The sequence below is a fragment of the Bacteroides sp. D2 genome (genome assembly GCF_025147085.1).
In the GTDB taxonomy this organism is placed as follows: Bacteria; Bacteroidota; Bacteroidia; order Bacteroidales; family Bacteroidaceae; genus Bacteroides.
In genome coordinates, this window is sequence record NZ_CP102261.1 from 2175264 (window position 1) to 2191048 (window position 15785).

A 15785-nucleotide genomic window follows, 5' to 3' on the forward strand; every position below is an offset into this window, starting at 1 on the left:
CTTATGAATAGATTGAATATACTGATTGTAACAATTCTCTTTTTATTGACAACAACCGGCTGCGCCCAACAGGCTGAAAGATGGTCGACCGAAAAAGCAAACGCATGGTACGCATCTCAAAAATGGCCGGTGGGTATCAACTACGTTACTGCTACGGCAATCAATCAGTTTGAGATGTGGCAAGAGGAGACTTTTGATCCGAAAACCATGGAGTTGGAGTTGGGACGTGCCGGGGAACTCGGATTCAATACGGTACGCATATTCCTGCATGATATGGTGTGGGAAGCGGATCCGGCAGGGTTTAAACAACGACTGGATACATTTCTGGGTATCTGTCAGAAACATGGTATGCGTGCCATCGTCACTTTCTTTACGAATGGTGGACGTTTTGAGAGTCCGAAACTCGGTGTACAACCGGCTTCTGTACAGGGTGTTCATAACTCTCAATGGATACAGAGCCCCGGAGCACCATCCGTCAATGATCCGTCAACGTATCCGCGTCTGGAACGTTACGTGAAAGATGTGATGACTACCTTTAAAGCAGATGATCGTATTTTATTGTGGTGTTTATATAACGAACCGGAAAACTTCAAGCAGAAAGCACATAGTATGCCATTGTTGCGCGAAGTGTTCCGTTGGGCACGTGAGGTGAATCCCTCGCAACCGCTGTCGTCTCCGATATGGATTTATCCCGGAGGACATGGCACACGCAGTAATTTGCCGATTATCAGTTTTCTGGGTGAGAATTGTGATGTTATGACCTTTCACTGTTATTATGGACCTGAAGAAATGGAAAAATTCATCGCTTTCATGAAGCAGTTTGATCGTCCGGTTATCTGTCAGGAGTATATGGGACGTCCTCGTTCAACTTTTGAAGAAATAATGCCGATTCTTAAACGTGAAAAGGTAGGTGCCATCAGTTGGGGATTGACAGCAGGAAAGTGTAATTTTCATTTACAGTGGTCGAGCAAAGCCGGAGATCCGGAACCTGAAATCTGGTTTCATGATATATTCCGTCTGGATGGTACACCTTATAGTCAACAAGAAATTGATTTTATAAAAAGTATGACTTCAAACTGATCGATAACGGATTGAACAAATAAAAGAATGAATATGATGAAAAAGTTAAAAACTCATAGATACCTTTTGGTAACAGTGATGGGGCTTCTCGTTGCTTGTACATCTTATACCTCAACGGATGAGTGGCCTAATCCGCGTCCTAATTCAAATCCTGACCCTGAACCGGTCACCGGAGAGATTACCTCTATTCAGTCGCTCAATAAAAGTGAAAATGTAGCAGTGAACTCTCATGCGGATGAATGGGGGAATAGTTCTCTCGAATTAGACTATCGCCGGTTGCTGACTTTGGAAAGTCCGGCACTGTCGGCTGTGAATGCTCTTTATCCCCGTATCAAGAAATTAGGTGATGGGACCTATTTGCTATTATACCAGCAGGGACCACAGGCTTGGAATGTCTATTATGCTTTAAGTACTAATCTGATTACATGGCAGAATGCATCCAGTCCTCTGTTTCAGAGCGAAAGTGCCCAGCAAACTTCCGGTGCCAGTGATACACGCTGTTTCTCATCATGTGATGCAGTCGTTCTGGCAAATAAGGATATTTTGGCATTCGCTTCCTTTCGCTTGAATCAGGGATACAGGGTCGATCCGCAGAGTAATGGTATTATGATGAGGCGTTCTTCCGATAATGGACGTACTTGGTCGACTGCCCAGATTATTTATCAGGGAACGACTTGGGAACCTTATGCATTACAACTTCGTTCGGGTGAAATACAGGTCTATTTTACGGATAGCGAGCCTCTCACAGCCGATTCGGGGACTGCCATGCTGCGCTCTATGGATAATGGGCGGACATGGACGGTCGTTGGAAAGGTGATCCGTCAAAAGACTGGACTGGCTATAGATGGTTCGGGCAAACAAATTTATTCGGATCAGATGCCTTCTGCCCGCGAATTAAATAATTCGACGAAGATTGCAGTAGCTACAGAAACACGTTTCAGAGATGAAGGCGACGTTTATCATATTTCAATGGCGTGGAGCTCCGACAACTGGGCTTCGGCTCCATTGACCGGAGATGAAGTAGGGCCTTCGGACCGTAAACTCAATTTTGTGCAGAAGGCTGCAGCACCTTATCTGGCACAATTCCCCTCGGGAGAGACTGTTTTGTCGTACAATGCTTCTTCTCTCTTTACCATGCAGGTGGGTAACGCAGAGGCTTCCCAATGGGGAGAAACGTATCAGCCATTCAGTGGAAAAGGATATTGGGGAGCGACGGAAATTATTGATCCGCATACTCTTGTAGCTGCCATGCCTGCTACTTTTGTCAATAGCGAGAATAAAGATGCTGCCCGTATTCAGATTGGACAGTTTGTTTTGAATCATCGGATTAATGCTTCCGGAATGACACCGGTGATAGACGCCGACAATTCGGATTGGAGTGCAGTCAGTGATGCACTATTTATCGGAAGTGTGTCCACTACACAAGCCGTGTTCCGCTTTGCTTATGATGCAGAAAATGTATATTGTCTGGTGGAACGTCTTGATAAAGACTTGACTACAGACGACAGCATGGAATTGATTTTTCAGGGTGGAGATGCTACCGGAACCCCTCTTAAAATCTCTCTTATTCCGGATGCAGTTCAATATACCATTAAATGTAGTCATTCTTCAGTAACTTGTAAGGGTGCGGTTCACGGAACTTTTGGTGATACGGCAGCCGATAAGGGATATGTAGTCGAAATGGCTATTCCACGGACTTTACTTCGGGTGGTGGCCGACCGTTTGATGTTTAATGCTACCTTATACGATCAGAATGGTAGTGATACCTTTACTGGACTGACTGCTACGAATTATGAGAAATGGTTGCCAATCGTTTTAAAAGCTGCTACGGACCCTGAACCTCTACCGGGGGAAGGAGATACCGGTACTGGACCTTCCTGGAATAATGGCGATACGGAAGGTACATGGAAATAATGATAACATTTTAAATTTGCGAGACCATGAAAAAAAATAAAATTCTGATTCTTCTGGTAATTGGTTTATCATTGGGTAGTTGTGTGCAAACTGATGACGAGGCGTTTTCTCCGGAACCGACCGTAAAAGGAGGAGAAAAATCCATTACGGCAATTTGTGCTGTTACCGCCACAACACGCACGTCGCTTAATGCATCCATGAATGTGGTTTGGACCCAAAATGATGAGATACGGCTGTTTGGCACTTCAACGCCGAATGGAGCTGTTTATACTACTACTGCCAATAGTGTTCGTACCGCTGTTTTTGATCCGGTGGACGCTTCTGTAGATGATGCCATCCGATATGCTATTTATCCGGCGTCGGCTGCGTCAGGCAGCCGGCTTGAAGGTACGACACTTGCTGTTGACTTTTCGGCACTTGCCGGACAGAAATGGATGGGTGCATTTAATGCCGATAGTGAAATATCATCTTTGCCGATGGCGGCAGCCTCTGATGGTGAAGCCTTTTCTTTTAAGAATCTGTGTGGTGGAGTACGGATACAACTGACTGATTATCAGTTAATGGGAATTAGTATTAAGTCTGTAGCTGTACGCGGTAATGACGGAGAACAGGTGTCGGGTATAGCTGATGTCAATGCAGCGGATGGAATCGTATCACTTCGGAAGTCTTCCACTCCTTCTGCTGCGGCTACTGCATTGGTTACTTGTGATACAAGTGTACCTCTTTCTGTTGATAATAATCCCTCAGCTCATACTGACTTTGTTTTATTTCTTCCTGCGGTAAATTATACCAAAGGGTTGACTTTCGTCATAACGGATGCTGCCGGACGTATTTACGAACAAGCAACTCCGGGTGCTTTCACTATTGAAGCCGGGGTTGTCAAACCGATGGAATTATTGCCGGTGACGTTGTATTATGGTAAGGCAAACTGTTATCGTACGGCATCTGCAGGAACACTTGAAATAGATGTCACACCTTATTATTCATTGGCAGGAGATTATACTTATGAAAATCGCCCGAGAGTGAATGTCAATGGGGAATTAGTAGATAAGGCTGTGTCTGCAACTGTTTTGTGGACACAAACGAATTCGTCTTCATCAGGAGATGTTCTTTCTGCTGTTCCTGCATTGGAGGGAACTACTTTAAAAGTTCCTGTAAGTGGCGTGAAAGGAAATGCCCTTGTGGCTATTCGAGATGCATCGGGCAAGAATGTATGGTCTTTCCATATTTGGGTGACTGAAGCATCGGATCTTACCTATGTTAATGAGGAACGGGGAACATTCAAAATGATGGATCGTAATTTGGGTGCAACTTCTGTTACTCCTAAAGATCAGAATGCTTATGGTGCATGGTATCAGTGGGGGCGCAAAGATCCGTTCCCGCGTCCGCTTGATATTGTCCGTTCGAGTGCGACAACTGTGGATAACAAGGAACTGACCGCAAATGCAACTACTTCTGCTGAAGTGGGAACAGTAAGTTATACCATATCCAATCCTGATATAAGAATTTTTTCTGCGAATGACTGGCATAATGAATGGCGGAATAACGGACTATGGGGAAATTCTGATGGTCTCACTAAGAATGTAAAGACTGTGTATGATCCTTGTCCGGAAGGCTATTGTGTGCCCGATCAGAATTGCTATCAGGGATTCACCTTTACTTCAAAAACGGAATGTGATAACAATTACGGGCATCTGTTTGTGATTGATGGTTCGCAAACTTCTTACTTCCCGACAGGAGGTTATCTGGATAAGGGAGCTAATAAGATTGCTTATCAGGAATATCGGGGGTACCAATGGACTAGTAATCCAGGGACAACAGGAGCTTATTACTTCTATTATAATAATGCAAATCTTAATTTTACAGGTCTGGACCGTGCTTCGGCAGCATCTGTCCGTTGTGTCAAGATAGAGTAAAATGAAAAATCTTTTTTTAATCATAATACATACACTCATGAAATATTTCAGTATTTTATTTTTGATTTTGTTTCTCACTACAAGCGCGAAAGCACAATCGGTCAAGGTGTCTGTAAGTAAAGTCAGTATTCCGACATACACAGAACCCGAACGTGAGGAACTGCCGATGTTTGCCGAAAATAGGGTACACCAGCGGTCGAGTGGCAATCCTTATCCCAATAAAATTGTTTTGAAAGTGAATCGGGAACAAAAGGTGGATAAAGAATATACGCTTATCAAATTGGAGAATGAATATTTGGAACTCCAAATATTGCCGGAAATCGGTGGTAAGATATATGCTGCCAAAGATAAAACGAACGGATATGATTTTTTCTATAAGAACCATGTCATAAAACCAGCTCTTATCGGTGCTTTGGGCTCGTGGATTTCCGGTGGACTGGAGTTTAACTGGCCTTTTCATCATCGGGCTTCATCTTTTATGCCCACTGATTATGAGATAGAAAAGTTGCCGGGCGGAGGAGTGATCGTTTGGGTTTCGGAACATGATCCGACAGACCGGATGAAAGGTACGGTTGGTATTGTGCTTAACCCCGGTGAGTCTATCTTTGAGACAAGAGTCAAATTGTCGAATATCACCCCGTTAAGACATTCGTTTTTATGGTGGGAGAATGTGGCGGTACCTTCGAATAAGAATTATGAGATATTCTTTCCGCACGATGTAAGCCATGTGTTTTTCCATTACAAACGTTCGGTTACCACTTATCCGGTTGCAACAAATGCGGCGGGAATATTTAATGGTATTCGTTATGACGGTGCAGTTGATATAAGCAAACATAAGAATACGATTCAGCCTACCTCTTATTTTAGTGCTGCATCGCAGTATGATTTCTTTGGCGGTTATGATACCGGCAGGAAATGCGGGGTTGTGCATATCGGAGATCATCATGTGTCACCCGGTAAGAAGATGTTCACATGGGCTTACAATCAGTTGTCCCAGTCTTGGGAAAATGCTCTTACGGATACAGATGGAGCCTATTGTGAATTGATGGCAGGCAGCTATTCTGACAATCAGCCGGATTTTACATGGCTTGAACCGATGGAGACTAAAACTTTTTCGCAATATTGGTTTCCGATCGGAGAGATAGGGGTTCCCGACTTTGCAAATACGACAGGAGCTATATACGTCAAGGATGCGATTAAAGTGCAGTTGAATAAGACTCGTAATGTGAAGATTACGGTCAAAGGGGATGACCGGGTTCTGTTTTCGGGAAATGCGACGATCAAGGCGAGAGAAGAATATTCGTTGCCTGCGGATGTCAGAATGCGGTTAGGGTATTCAATAGATGTCACCGCTAATGACGGAACTGTTCTAATGTCTTATACAGTGAAGAAACACGATACTTTTAATATTCCTCATACAACACAGGATATGCCGAATATCAAAAAGGTTGAAAGTCCGCATTTGTTGTATCTTGAAGGTTTGCATGTTGATCAATATCGTGATCCTGCCACTAAAGGAGAGAGCTATTATAAAGAAGCTCTTGAACGTGATCCGAATTTTGCTCCTGCATTGATCGCTTTAGGAGAAGCAAAGTTACGCAATGCTTTTTATAGTGAGGCTTTGGAATATCTTTTGAGGGCGGAAAAAGTGTTGACACGGTTCAATACGCGTCTTGAAAATGGGAAACTGTACTATTTGTTAGGGCATGTCTATTTAGCGCTCGATGAGCAGGAGAAATCCTATGATTATTTCCAGAAAGCAGCATGGAGCAGTGCTTATGTTTCTTCCGCCATGACTTATGTGGCTATGCTTGATATACGTAAACTGGAGTATGACAAGGCTGTTCAACATCTTACTACTGCCATTACTTATCATAAAGATAATGCTGTAGCCAATGCGTTGATGATATATGCTTCTTATTTGCAGGGAGATAAAAAAGCATCGGAACGTCAATATCTGTCTGTAGAAGCGAATGATAAACTTAATCATTTGGCGCGTTACTTCGGTGTGCTGACCGGTAAAGTTAGTGCCCGGGATTTTATGGAAAAGATACGGACGGATAAGAATCAGGTATGTCTCGATCTTATAGAAACTTTGCTTGTCGCTAATCTGCAGAAAGAGACTGTTTCCCTGATAGAGATGTTGCAAACACACGAACCTCTGATTTTTAGTCTGTCTGCCATATATGCAGATATAAAAGGCGGTTCTCCGAATGATTCGGCAACGGAGGGGATTGCTTTCCCAAGTCGGCGAATTGAAATGAACAGTTTGTCTCATTGGGCAAAACAGGGAAGTCGGAAGGCGCAGTTGCTGTTGGGATGTGCCCTTTACGCCAAAGGACATTATGAGAAGGCAGTCGCTCTTTGGGAAGGCTTGTCCGGTACTGATTATCGTGCTGCACGAAATCTGGCTGTCGCTTACTATTCACACATGAATCGTAAAAATGAAGTGTTACCCTTATTGAAGCAGGCATTATCCCTGAAGCCGAATGATGAACAGTTGATTTTTGAAACGGTCTATGTAATGGGTAAGTTAGGAGTTGCTCCTGCTGAACGTATTTCTTTCCTGAATAATCATAAGTCTGCAATTAGCCGCGATGATATTATGCTTGAATGGGCACGAGCTTATAACATGGCAGGACAGGAGGATAAGGCAATAGAACTTCTTAGGGGGCGTAACTTTGTCCCAGCTGAAGGTGGGGAGCATGCAGTTGCAGAACAGTATATGTTTGCTTATTTCCTGAAAGGGCGTAGATTAATGAAAGAAAATAAGATGCAAGAAGCGACTGATTGTTTTAAGACTGCGCAAACTTTACCTCAAAATCTGGGAGCAGGTTTGTGGAATATCGTTAGATTGGTTCCATTTAAATATTATGAAGCAATCTGTTTGAAATCTTTGGGGCAGGAAGACAAGGCCAATGAGAATTTTGATTTTATAACGGGTATTGAGGTCGATTATTTTAGTAATATGAACTTACCGGAATTGCCATTTTATCAGGCACTTTGTTATCGTGAAACGGGTATGCCTTTTAAGGGGGATATACTCATCAATTATAAACTGCAAGATTGGAACGAAGGCATGAAGACTGTTGATGCGGGTTATTTTGCCACTACTCCTTTCTTTATAAGTTTCTGCGATCGTGCCGTACAGCAACGGAGTGCTTATTATAGCTATTTACTAGCTCTGGCCTATCGCTACACTGGTGATACGAAGCTGGCACAGAAATATATTGAGCAAGCAGCGGTGAGTGATCCTTATGCTCTGAATATTTTTGCAGAAAGACAATTCTGAACGATTTTGTAAAGCTCATTTGGACGCGGATTCATACAGATTTATATTTAGAAAGAATCTGTATGATTCGCGTCATTATCAGCATTTTTGTTTAGTGCAATTAATGTGATTTCGGTTTTAGTATTAGAAAGTGTTTTGAGGGTATGGTTCTCTTTACGAAAATGTATTCCGAAAGAAGATTATTTTTTGTAGATTTGTGAGACTGATAAACACAATTCCGGGAACGATGGATATTCAAGCCTTTCGAAATTATTACGATACATACTATGAACAACTTTGTTGTTTTCTCAACTTCTATACGCATGATGGAGCAGTTATAGAAGATGTTATTCAGGAGGTGTTTCTCAAACTATGGGAGAATAAAGATTGTATTGAAATAACCTATATCAAAACCTATCTTTTCCGGGCTGCCAAAAATCGGGTATTAAACTATCTTCGTGATGAGGAAAACAGGCATCAGTTGTTGGAAAACTGGTTTAATCAGCAACTGGAAGAAAGGAAATATAAAGATTGTTTTGATATGGATGCTTTAACAAAGGTGGTGAATCAGGCAATTGAACAACTTCCGGAGAAATGTAGAGAAATATTTTCCTTGAGCCGGAAGGAGGGGCTTTCTTATAGACAGATTGCCGAACGTCTCGGAATTTCTGTGAAAACTGTGGAAACGCAAATAAGTATTGCACTCAAACGAATAAGAGAGATATTGTCTTCTTCTGCATTTGCATTTTTGTGGCTGTTTATTCGATAAATATTTATTCCTTAATATTGAATATCAAATGAATCAATTTTTGGCTTGTTTATCTTTAGCCGTACTTGTTACTGCTTGTGCGGAATGTGGCTCCAGTTCTGGAGTAAAAGCAGCTTTTTACGGTGTTACTCAAGACGGTGATACTGTTATCCAATATACTCTGACTAATGCTTCAGGTGCTCAAATCAAAGTAATTGACTATGGTTGTCGTATAACGAATATTATAGTGCCGGACAGAGAGGGGAAAATGGCAGATGTAGTGCTTGGATATGAGAATCTTAAAGATTACGAGATTGGAGCCGAGAGATTTTTCGGGGCTTTATTAGGGCGTTATGCCAACCGTATTGCCGGTGGTGCTTTTATGATTGACTCGATTCGGTATCAGCTATCGTGCAATGAATCTCCCAACGGATATCCGGGGCATTTGCATGGTGGTATGAAAGGATTTGATCGTGTTATGTGGAAAGCTATGCCAATCAATACTCCTGATACGCTTGGAATTGTTTTTACCCGCCGCAGTCTTGACGGAGAAGAAGGATATCCTGGTAACTTAGATTGTAAAGTCACTTATTTCTGGACTTCGGATAATACTTGGCGTATAGAATATGAGGCGGTAACCGATCTACCGACTATCGTCAATATGTCGCAACATTGCTATTTTAACCTTCAGGGGTATGACGGAGGTTCGGTTTTAAATCATATTGTGCAAATTAATGCGGATTCAGTCACGGTTAATACTCCGTGGTATGTGCCGGCTTCGGTAGAAGCGATAGCAGGAGGCCCTTTGGATTTTCGTACTCCTCACAGTTTTGCGGAACGTGCCAACTCTCCCAATGAGCATATGAAACTTATGGGTGGTTATTCTGCCAATTGGATACTTCGTGATTATAATGGAGATCTGCGTTATGCCGCAACGATCACAGAACCTCAAAGTGGACGTCGAATAGAAACTTACACAACAGAGCCCGGTTTACTGATTTATACTGGCATCGGACTCTCTGAAAAGATTGTGGCTAAAGGTGGTCCACAACAGAAATATGGTGGTTTTATATTGGAAACCATCCATCATCCGGACACGCCACATCATCCTGAATTTCCATCCTGTGTGTTACGACCTCATGAGAAATATCATTCCGTTACGGAATATAGGTTTTCTGTGCAAAAGTAATTTAATAGAGTATGCCTTGGAATTACTTATCTTTTTCCTGTAAAACTCTTATTTCTATCAAAAAAAGTCATAATTTTGGCATTAATTTGCAGATTGCCTAAATTACGAAAGATAGAATGTTAGATTTAAAGCAACTTACCACTGATGTATGCCAGATTGCTACAGAGGTTGGACATTTTTTGAAAGAAGAACGGAAGAACTTCCGTCGTGAGCGTGTGGAGGAAAAACATGCACATGATTATGTGTCTTATGTAGATAAAGAGTCAGAGGTGCGAGTGGTGAAAGCACTTGCTGCTCTACTGCCCGAAGCGGGATTCATAACAGAAGAAGGCTCTGCCACTTATCAGGACGAACCCTACTGTTGGGTCATTGATCCGTTGGATGGAACTACAAATTATATTCATGATGAGGCTCCTTATTGTGTATGTATCGCTTTACGCAATCGTACCGAACTTCTTTTAGGTGTTGTTTATGAAGTTTGCCGGGATGAATGTTTCTATGCCTGGAAAGGTGGAAAGGCTTTTATGAATGGTGAAGAAATTCATGTGTCGAGTGTTGAGGATATTCAAGATGCTTTTGTTATTACAGAATTACCTTATAATCATCTACAATATAAACAGACCGCTCTTCATCTCATCGATCAACTTTATGGAGTAGTGGGAGGTATTCGCATGAATGGTTCGGCTGCCGCTGCAATTTGCTATGTAGCTATTGGGCGTTTCGATGCGTGGATGGAAGCGTTTCTCGGAAAATGGGATTATTCTGCAGCGGCATTGATCGTCCAGCAAGCGGGAGGAAAGGTTACTAACTTCTATGGCGAAGATAACTTCATAGAAGGACATCATATTATTGCAACGAACGGAACTCTGCATTCTTTCTTTCAGAAACTTTTGGCAGAAGTCCCTCCATTGAATATGTAAGTGGTATTGCAACTTTAAAATCTCTATTATTATGAAACACACACTTCTTGTAAAAGACTGGCTTAGTTCTTTTTTATCTTTACTGTTTCCCCGTTGCTGTGTTGTTTGCGGCCGACCGTTAGCAAAGGGCGAGGAATGTATTTGTACAGTATGCAATATCAAACTACCTCGTACGAACTATCATCTTCGAAAAGATAATCCGGTAGAGCGGCTTTTCTGGGGACAAATTCCTCTGGAACGGGCTACTTCTTTTTTCTTTTATGAGAAAGGAAGTGACTTCCGGCTGATTCTTCACCGTTTGAAATATGGTGGACAGAAGGAAATAGGTGCAATTATGGGACGGTATATGGCAGCAGAACTTTTATCTTCCCATTTCTTTCAAGGAATTGATGTTATAATCCCTATACCGCTTCACAAAAAGAAACAGCAAATCCGCGGTTATAACCAGAGTGAATGGATTGCCCGTGGAATCACTGCTGTAACAGGAATCCCCATAGATACAGAATCCATATTGCGTAAGAAAAATACGGAAACGCAAACACACAAATCCATACTTGAACGTCGGGATAATGTGGAAGGTATCTTTGAACTTCAACGTCCCGAAGCACTTGTCGGGAAACACATACTGATCGTTGACGATGTGTTGACCACCGGTTCTACTACGCTGGCATGTGCTTCTTGTCTGGTGAAAGTGGAGGGAATACGGATTAGTATATTGACGTTGGCAACGGTGGAATAATCTTCTTTTCGTCAGAGAATATATTTAAATTCCATTCATCTCTCCATTTTATATTTATACTATTAGTTTGGATTTTAATGGGTAGCCATATATAAAGTCCTTCAATTGGCATTTCCGGTTTCCATATATCGAACATGGCAATATAGGAATTTTTCTTTCCTTGTACAGGAATAATGAAGGATGATTGTCCCCCAAAAGTTTTTTCGGGGCCAAGTCCATTATATGGATTGACGCCATGACAGGGATTTGATTTTTCCGTATAGTCACCCGTTATTGATTTTGATGTGAATATGCGCGCGGCATTGGGCTTCCAACCGCTAGAGCCTGATCCCAGCAAATAGTAGGTACCTTTATGCTTGAAGATGGCAGGTGCTTCTGTTTCGTTAGTGATTCCCGTGACTACCTTGTACTTTCCCTGTGGGTAAGTATATTCCTTATTTAATTCACCTGCCACAAAAGCTTTATCAGGCTTGCGTACCGTGAAATGATATACTTTGCCATCATCATCTTTGTAGATACAAAAATCTCCTGAACCGTATGGAGAATCTGCTCCTAAAAACTTGTGACTGTATGTAAAGGGGCCTGTAGGAGAAATTGCCGCAGCGACTCCTAGATAACCGTATTTATAATCCTGTCCTTTGGGATAGAGTTTGAAATACATCATATATCTAGAAGTCGCCCTGTTGTATATTACTTTAGGGCGTTCGAGAATACAGCCGTCAGCAATATCACTTTTTTCATTTTTATAGTCAACGGATAATACTATTCCTTTGTCTTCCCAATGATACAAATCAGTGGATGAATAACAATGTACACCACCATCTGCTTTTTCTTTCTCAGATTTATTGGGCAGTTTGTGCTCACCATACCAATAATAGATGCCATCTACATATATAATACCACCGCCGTGTGCATTAATAGTTTTTCCATTGTTATCGACCCACACTGTTCCGGGTTTGAAGCTTTTCTTTTTCTTGTTCTGTGCCTGTATAGTATTGGAGATGACACAAATGCTCATCAGTGTGATAAGAAAATAGTAGCTTCTCATAATTCTCAATCTTTAGATATTGTTGGTTTGGACTTTCTTGTCATTAGTAATCCGAGCAGAGCAAAAACGACGCCAGTTGTGATGATAAGTTTTTGTCCGTTATCTGCCATACCACCCAATATCGCAATGCCAGCTCCGGAAGCGAAGATGCCATAACCGATTACCCGTTTGCTGAAATTATTGCCCGCTTTCTCTGTCGATTCATTTTCTTCGATTTCTTTCAATTTCCGGGCATTGTTTTCTTTATTCCATATTAAGTAAGATTGATACTTTTCCGATTCCTTGTTCTTTGCTTTATAATATATCTCAAAAATGGCCAGGCATAGGATTGGGAAAGTAACTCCAAGAATCATTTCCTCGGCACGATTGAGGGAGAAACCCATTAGTGGAGTGATGAATTTGAATAAACCATTGATAGCCAAGCTTAATAAAGTAGTCGTGATGTTAGAAGTCGCAGTCTGTCTTTTAGAGAATAGTGTCCAAATGATAGGCAGATATAAAGGAACGCCTGTCAATGCCGCCAAGCTGATAACAACGTTTACAACTCCCCCCATTTTAGGAATAAGCATGGCTATCAATATGCTGAATACTCCGAAGAGAATAGTCGAGATTCTTGCGACGTACATAAGGGTACGGTCGGAACTTTTTGGCCTTAGGTTTTTGAATATATCATTGGTGATGACTCCTGAAGCAATATTCAGCTTTGAATTCAGTGCACTGGTCGTTGCGAAAATCATGCCACCGATCATTAAGCCCAAAAGCCCGTTAGGAAGTACTTCCTTGCACATCATCAGATATGCGCCTTCTGCATCAAGTAATGAGAGCGAAGGGTCATATACTCTGTAAACCATTGGTGGAAGCATCCATAGCACTGGACTGATTATGTATAGGGCTCCAAACAAATAACCTACTTTTTGGGAATCTTTTTGTGTTTTGACGCAGGTATATCGCTGTACATATGCCCAGTTTCCACCCAGGAATATAGTATTATAGATTCCAAAAGCTACCAGGAAGCCAAAAGTATATTCATCGTTCAGAAGATTATAGAATGTGTCGGGCACTTGCTCTATTAGTGCGGTAACTCCGTTAATTTTATCGAAAGATAAAGGAACCACGATGATAACCGCTGCTGTCAGAATAACGAATTGAAGTACGTCTGTGGAAATTACTGCCCATAATCCGCCTGCAGACACATACAAAATGCATAACCCTCCTAATAATAAAATGCAAGTATTTAAAGGCAGTCCGGTGGAAACCTCTAATATTTTGGCTACTGGATACAGGAAAGATGCTGTAAGAAACACAGAGATAAATAAGAACAGGTAGGTATATATCTTCTGTGTGGACTTGCCTAATCTCTTATGTATGTATTCTGCTGCTGTGAGTGCTCCTGTTTTATGCCATTTGGGCGCGATGAGTAATCCTACAATGAAACCGGCGATCGCCATTGTCCATTGGATAGTGATTGAAACCCAGCCCATAGAATAAGCGATAGAACCCCATACGACGAATGTGCCAGCAGAGAAAAATCCCATGAACAGTGAGAGGCCGCTCATGTACCACGGCATGGTTCCGTTTGCGGCAAAGAAAGATTGCATACTTTTACCTTTTTGGGAGAAAGCCAATCCGACTAAAACAACTCCAAGGGAAAATAGTACGATAGTAATGATGTCGAGAGTAGTCATATCAAATGATTTAGTTAACAAAACAGGTTTGAAAAACATCTAAGTTGACAGCAAATATATTTTTGATTCTACAGATAAACAAACAATTCGGAATATAAATCATCGGGAACGTTACCGCAAACGTTCCCGAAATTAAACTCTTGGAGTTTTAACATTCCAATTGCCGGAATTTGATTATATTCGGGAAATTTTTTAGAGTGAGTGACAGTCTATGAGTAAACCAAGAGTGACTATCAAGGATTTAGCCAAGGAACTGAAGATTTCGACTTCTACTGTTTCCAGAGCTTTATGTGATAAATGGGATGTTAATCCAGAAACACGCAAAGCTGTTCTGGAGCTTGCAGAAAAATGGAATTATAAGCCGAATCCGATTTCTTTGAGTCTGAAACAAAGCCAGTCCATGTTTATCGGAGTGATTGTCCCTGAATTTGTCAATTCTTTCTTTTCTGAAGTAATTATGGGTATTCAGAGTGTGCTGAATCCTGAAGGATATCATGTGCTGATAATGCAATCTAATGAATCGCATGAGAATGAATTGCGGAATATGAAGGCGTTGGAAGCGCAGATGGTGGATGGTTTTCTGATTTCGGTTACCCAGGAATCGGAAAATACTAGTTACTTTTCTGACTTGATCTGGAATAATTTTCCTGTGGTTTTCTTCAATCGGATTTGTGCAGAGTTGAGTGCTCCCCATGTAGTTATTGATGATTATAAGTGGGCTTTTGCTGCAGTTGAACATTTGATACAGCAAGGGTGTAGGCGGATTGTTCATTTGGCAGGTTCTGAAGATTTGCTTATCGCGCAGAAACGCAAAAATGGATATATGGATGCCTTGCGAAAGTATGGCTTGCTGGTTGAAGAGTCTTTGATTATCGACTGCGGAATAATGATGGAGAAAGGAATCATGGCGGCTCATCAGATTCTTGAAATGGAAAAAATGCCAGATGGAATTTTTGCAGTGAACGATCCGGTGGCGATAGGAGCGATGAAAACTCTTCAGAAAAACAAGATTAGAATTCCGGAGGATATGGCAGTAGTTGGTTTTTCCGAATCTAAGGAAGCGTTTATTGTGGAACCTAATCTGACTAGTGTGGAACAACCTACTTTTGAAATGGGGCGGAATGCTGCACAATTATTATTGGAGCAAATCAAGCATAATGTCAATAATGAGGATAAAATGCTGTCGAAGTCGATTATTCTGGATGCAAAATTAAATATCAGGGAATCTTCTCTTAGAAGGACGAGTTGAAACCTCGTTTTTTCAGATCGAATTAT

10 protein-coding genes and 1 pseudogene are annotated in these 15785 nt (G+C 41.6%); 9 read left to right on the forward strand and 2 right to left on the reverse strand.

Going from position 1 to position 15785, the window contains the following annotated elements; all coding sequences use genetic code 11:
• Positions 1 to 3: 3 nt before the first annotated feature.
• The 8 genes from NQ505_RS07340 to NQ505_RS07375 all read left to right on the forward strand — a co-directional run bounded on the left by NQ505_RS07340 (position 4) and on the right by NQ505_RS07375 (position 11777).
• Positions 4 to 1080, forward strand: a complete 1077-nt coding sequence (locus NQ505_RS07340) for a cellulase family glycosylhydrolase (RefSeq protein ID WP_004317506.1) — start codon at positions 4 to 6, stop codon at positions 1078 to 1080.
• Between the two features lie 36 nt (positions 1081 to 1116).
• The gene (locus tag NQ505_RS07345; RefSeq protein WP_009000976.1) at positions 1117 to 2994 is read left to right on the forward strand and encodes a hypothetical protein; all 1878 of its coding nucleotides are present in this window, start codon (positions 1117 to 1119) and stop codon (positions 2992 to 2994) included.
• Between the two features lie 26 nt (positions 2995 to 3020).
• Positions 3021 to 4910 (forward strand): hypothetical protein, encoded by a 1890-nt coding sequence (locus tag NQ505_RS07350; RefSeq protein ID WP_009000975.1) that lies wholly within the window; start codon positions 3021 to 3023, stop codon positions 4908 to 4910.
• A gap of 37 nt (positions 4911 to 4947) precedes the next feature.
• The gene (locus NQ505_RS07355) at positions 4948 to 8202 is read left to right on the forward strand and encodes a DUF5107 domain-containing protein (protein ID WP_009000974.1); all 3255 of its coding nucleotides are present in this window, start codon (positions 4948 to 4950) and stop codon (positions 8200 to 8202) included.
• A gap of 226 nt (positions 8203 to 8428) precedes the next feature.
• A complete protein-coding gene (locus tag NQ505_RS07360) occupies positions 8429 to 8950 on the forward strand; it encodes an RNA polymerase sigma-70 factor (protein ID WP_009000973.1) in 522 nt (173 codons plus the stop codon).
• Between the two features lie 28 nt (positions 8951 to 8978).
• Positions 8979 to 10118, forward strand: a complete 1140-nt coding sequence (locus NQ505_RS07365) for an aldose epimerase family protein (protein ID WP_009000972.1) — start codon at positions 8979 to 8981, stop codon at positions 10116 to 10118.
• Between the two features lie 116 nt (positions 10119 to 10234).
• A complete protein-coding gene (locus tag NQ505_RS07370) occupies positions 10235 to 11038 on the forward strand; it encodes an inositol monophosphatase family protein (protein ID WP_009000971.1) in 804 nt (267 codons plus the stop codon).
• A gap of 31 nt (positions 11039 to 11069) precedes the next feature.
• Positions 11070 to 11777: a ComF family protein gene (locus NQ505_RS07375; RefSeq protein WP_009000970.1), complete on the forward strand. Its 708-nt coding sequence runs from the start codon at positions 11070 to 11072 to the stop codon at positions 11775 to 11777.
• 256 nt (positions 11778 to 12033) lie between these two features.
• Here NQ505_RS07375 and NQ505_RS07380 read toward each other — a convergent pair.
• Both NQ505_RS07380 and NQ505_RS07385 read right to left on the reverse strand, forming a co-directional pair.
• Positions 12034 to 12825: pseudogene (locus tag NQ505_RS07380) on the reverse strand (family 43 glycosylhydrolase); the annotation flags it as partial.
• Between the two features lie 5 nt (positions 12826 to 12830).
• A complete protein-coding gene (locus tag NQ505_RS07385) occupies positions 12831 to 14510 on the reverse strand; it encodes a sodium:solute symporter family protein (RefSeq protein ID WP_009000968.1) in 1680 nt (559 codons plus the stop codon).
• Between the two features lie 211 nt (positions 14511 to 14721).
• Between NQ505_RS07385 and NQ505_RS07390 the strand changes: the two genes are divergently transcribed.
• Positions 14722 to 15759, forward strand: coding sequence for a LacI family DNA-binding transcriptional regulator (locus NQ505_RS07390; RefSeq protein ID WP_009000967.1), 1038 nt, complete (start codon positions 14722 to 14724; stop codon positions 15757 to 15759).
• Positions 15760 to 15785: the final 26 nt, after the last annotated feature.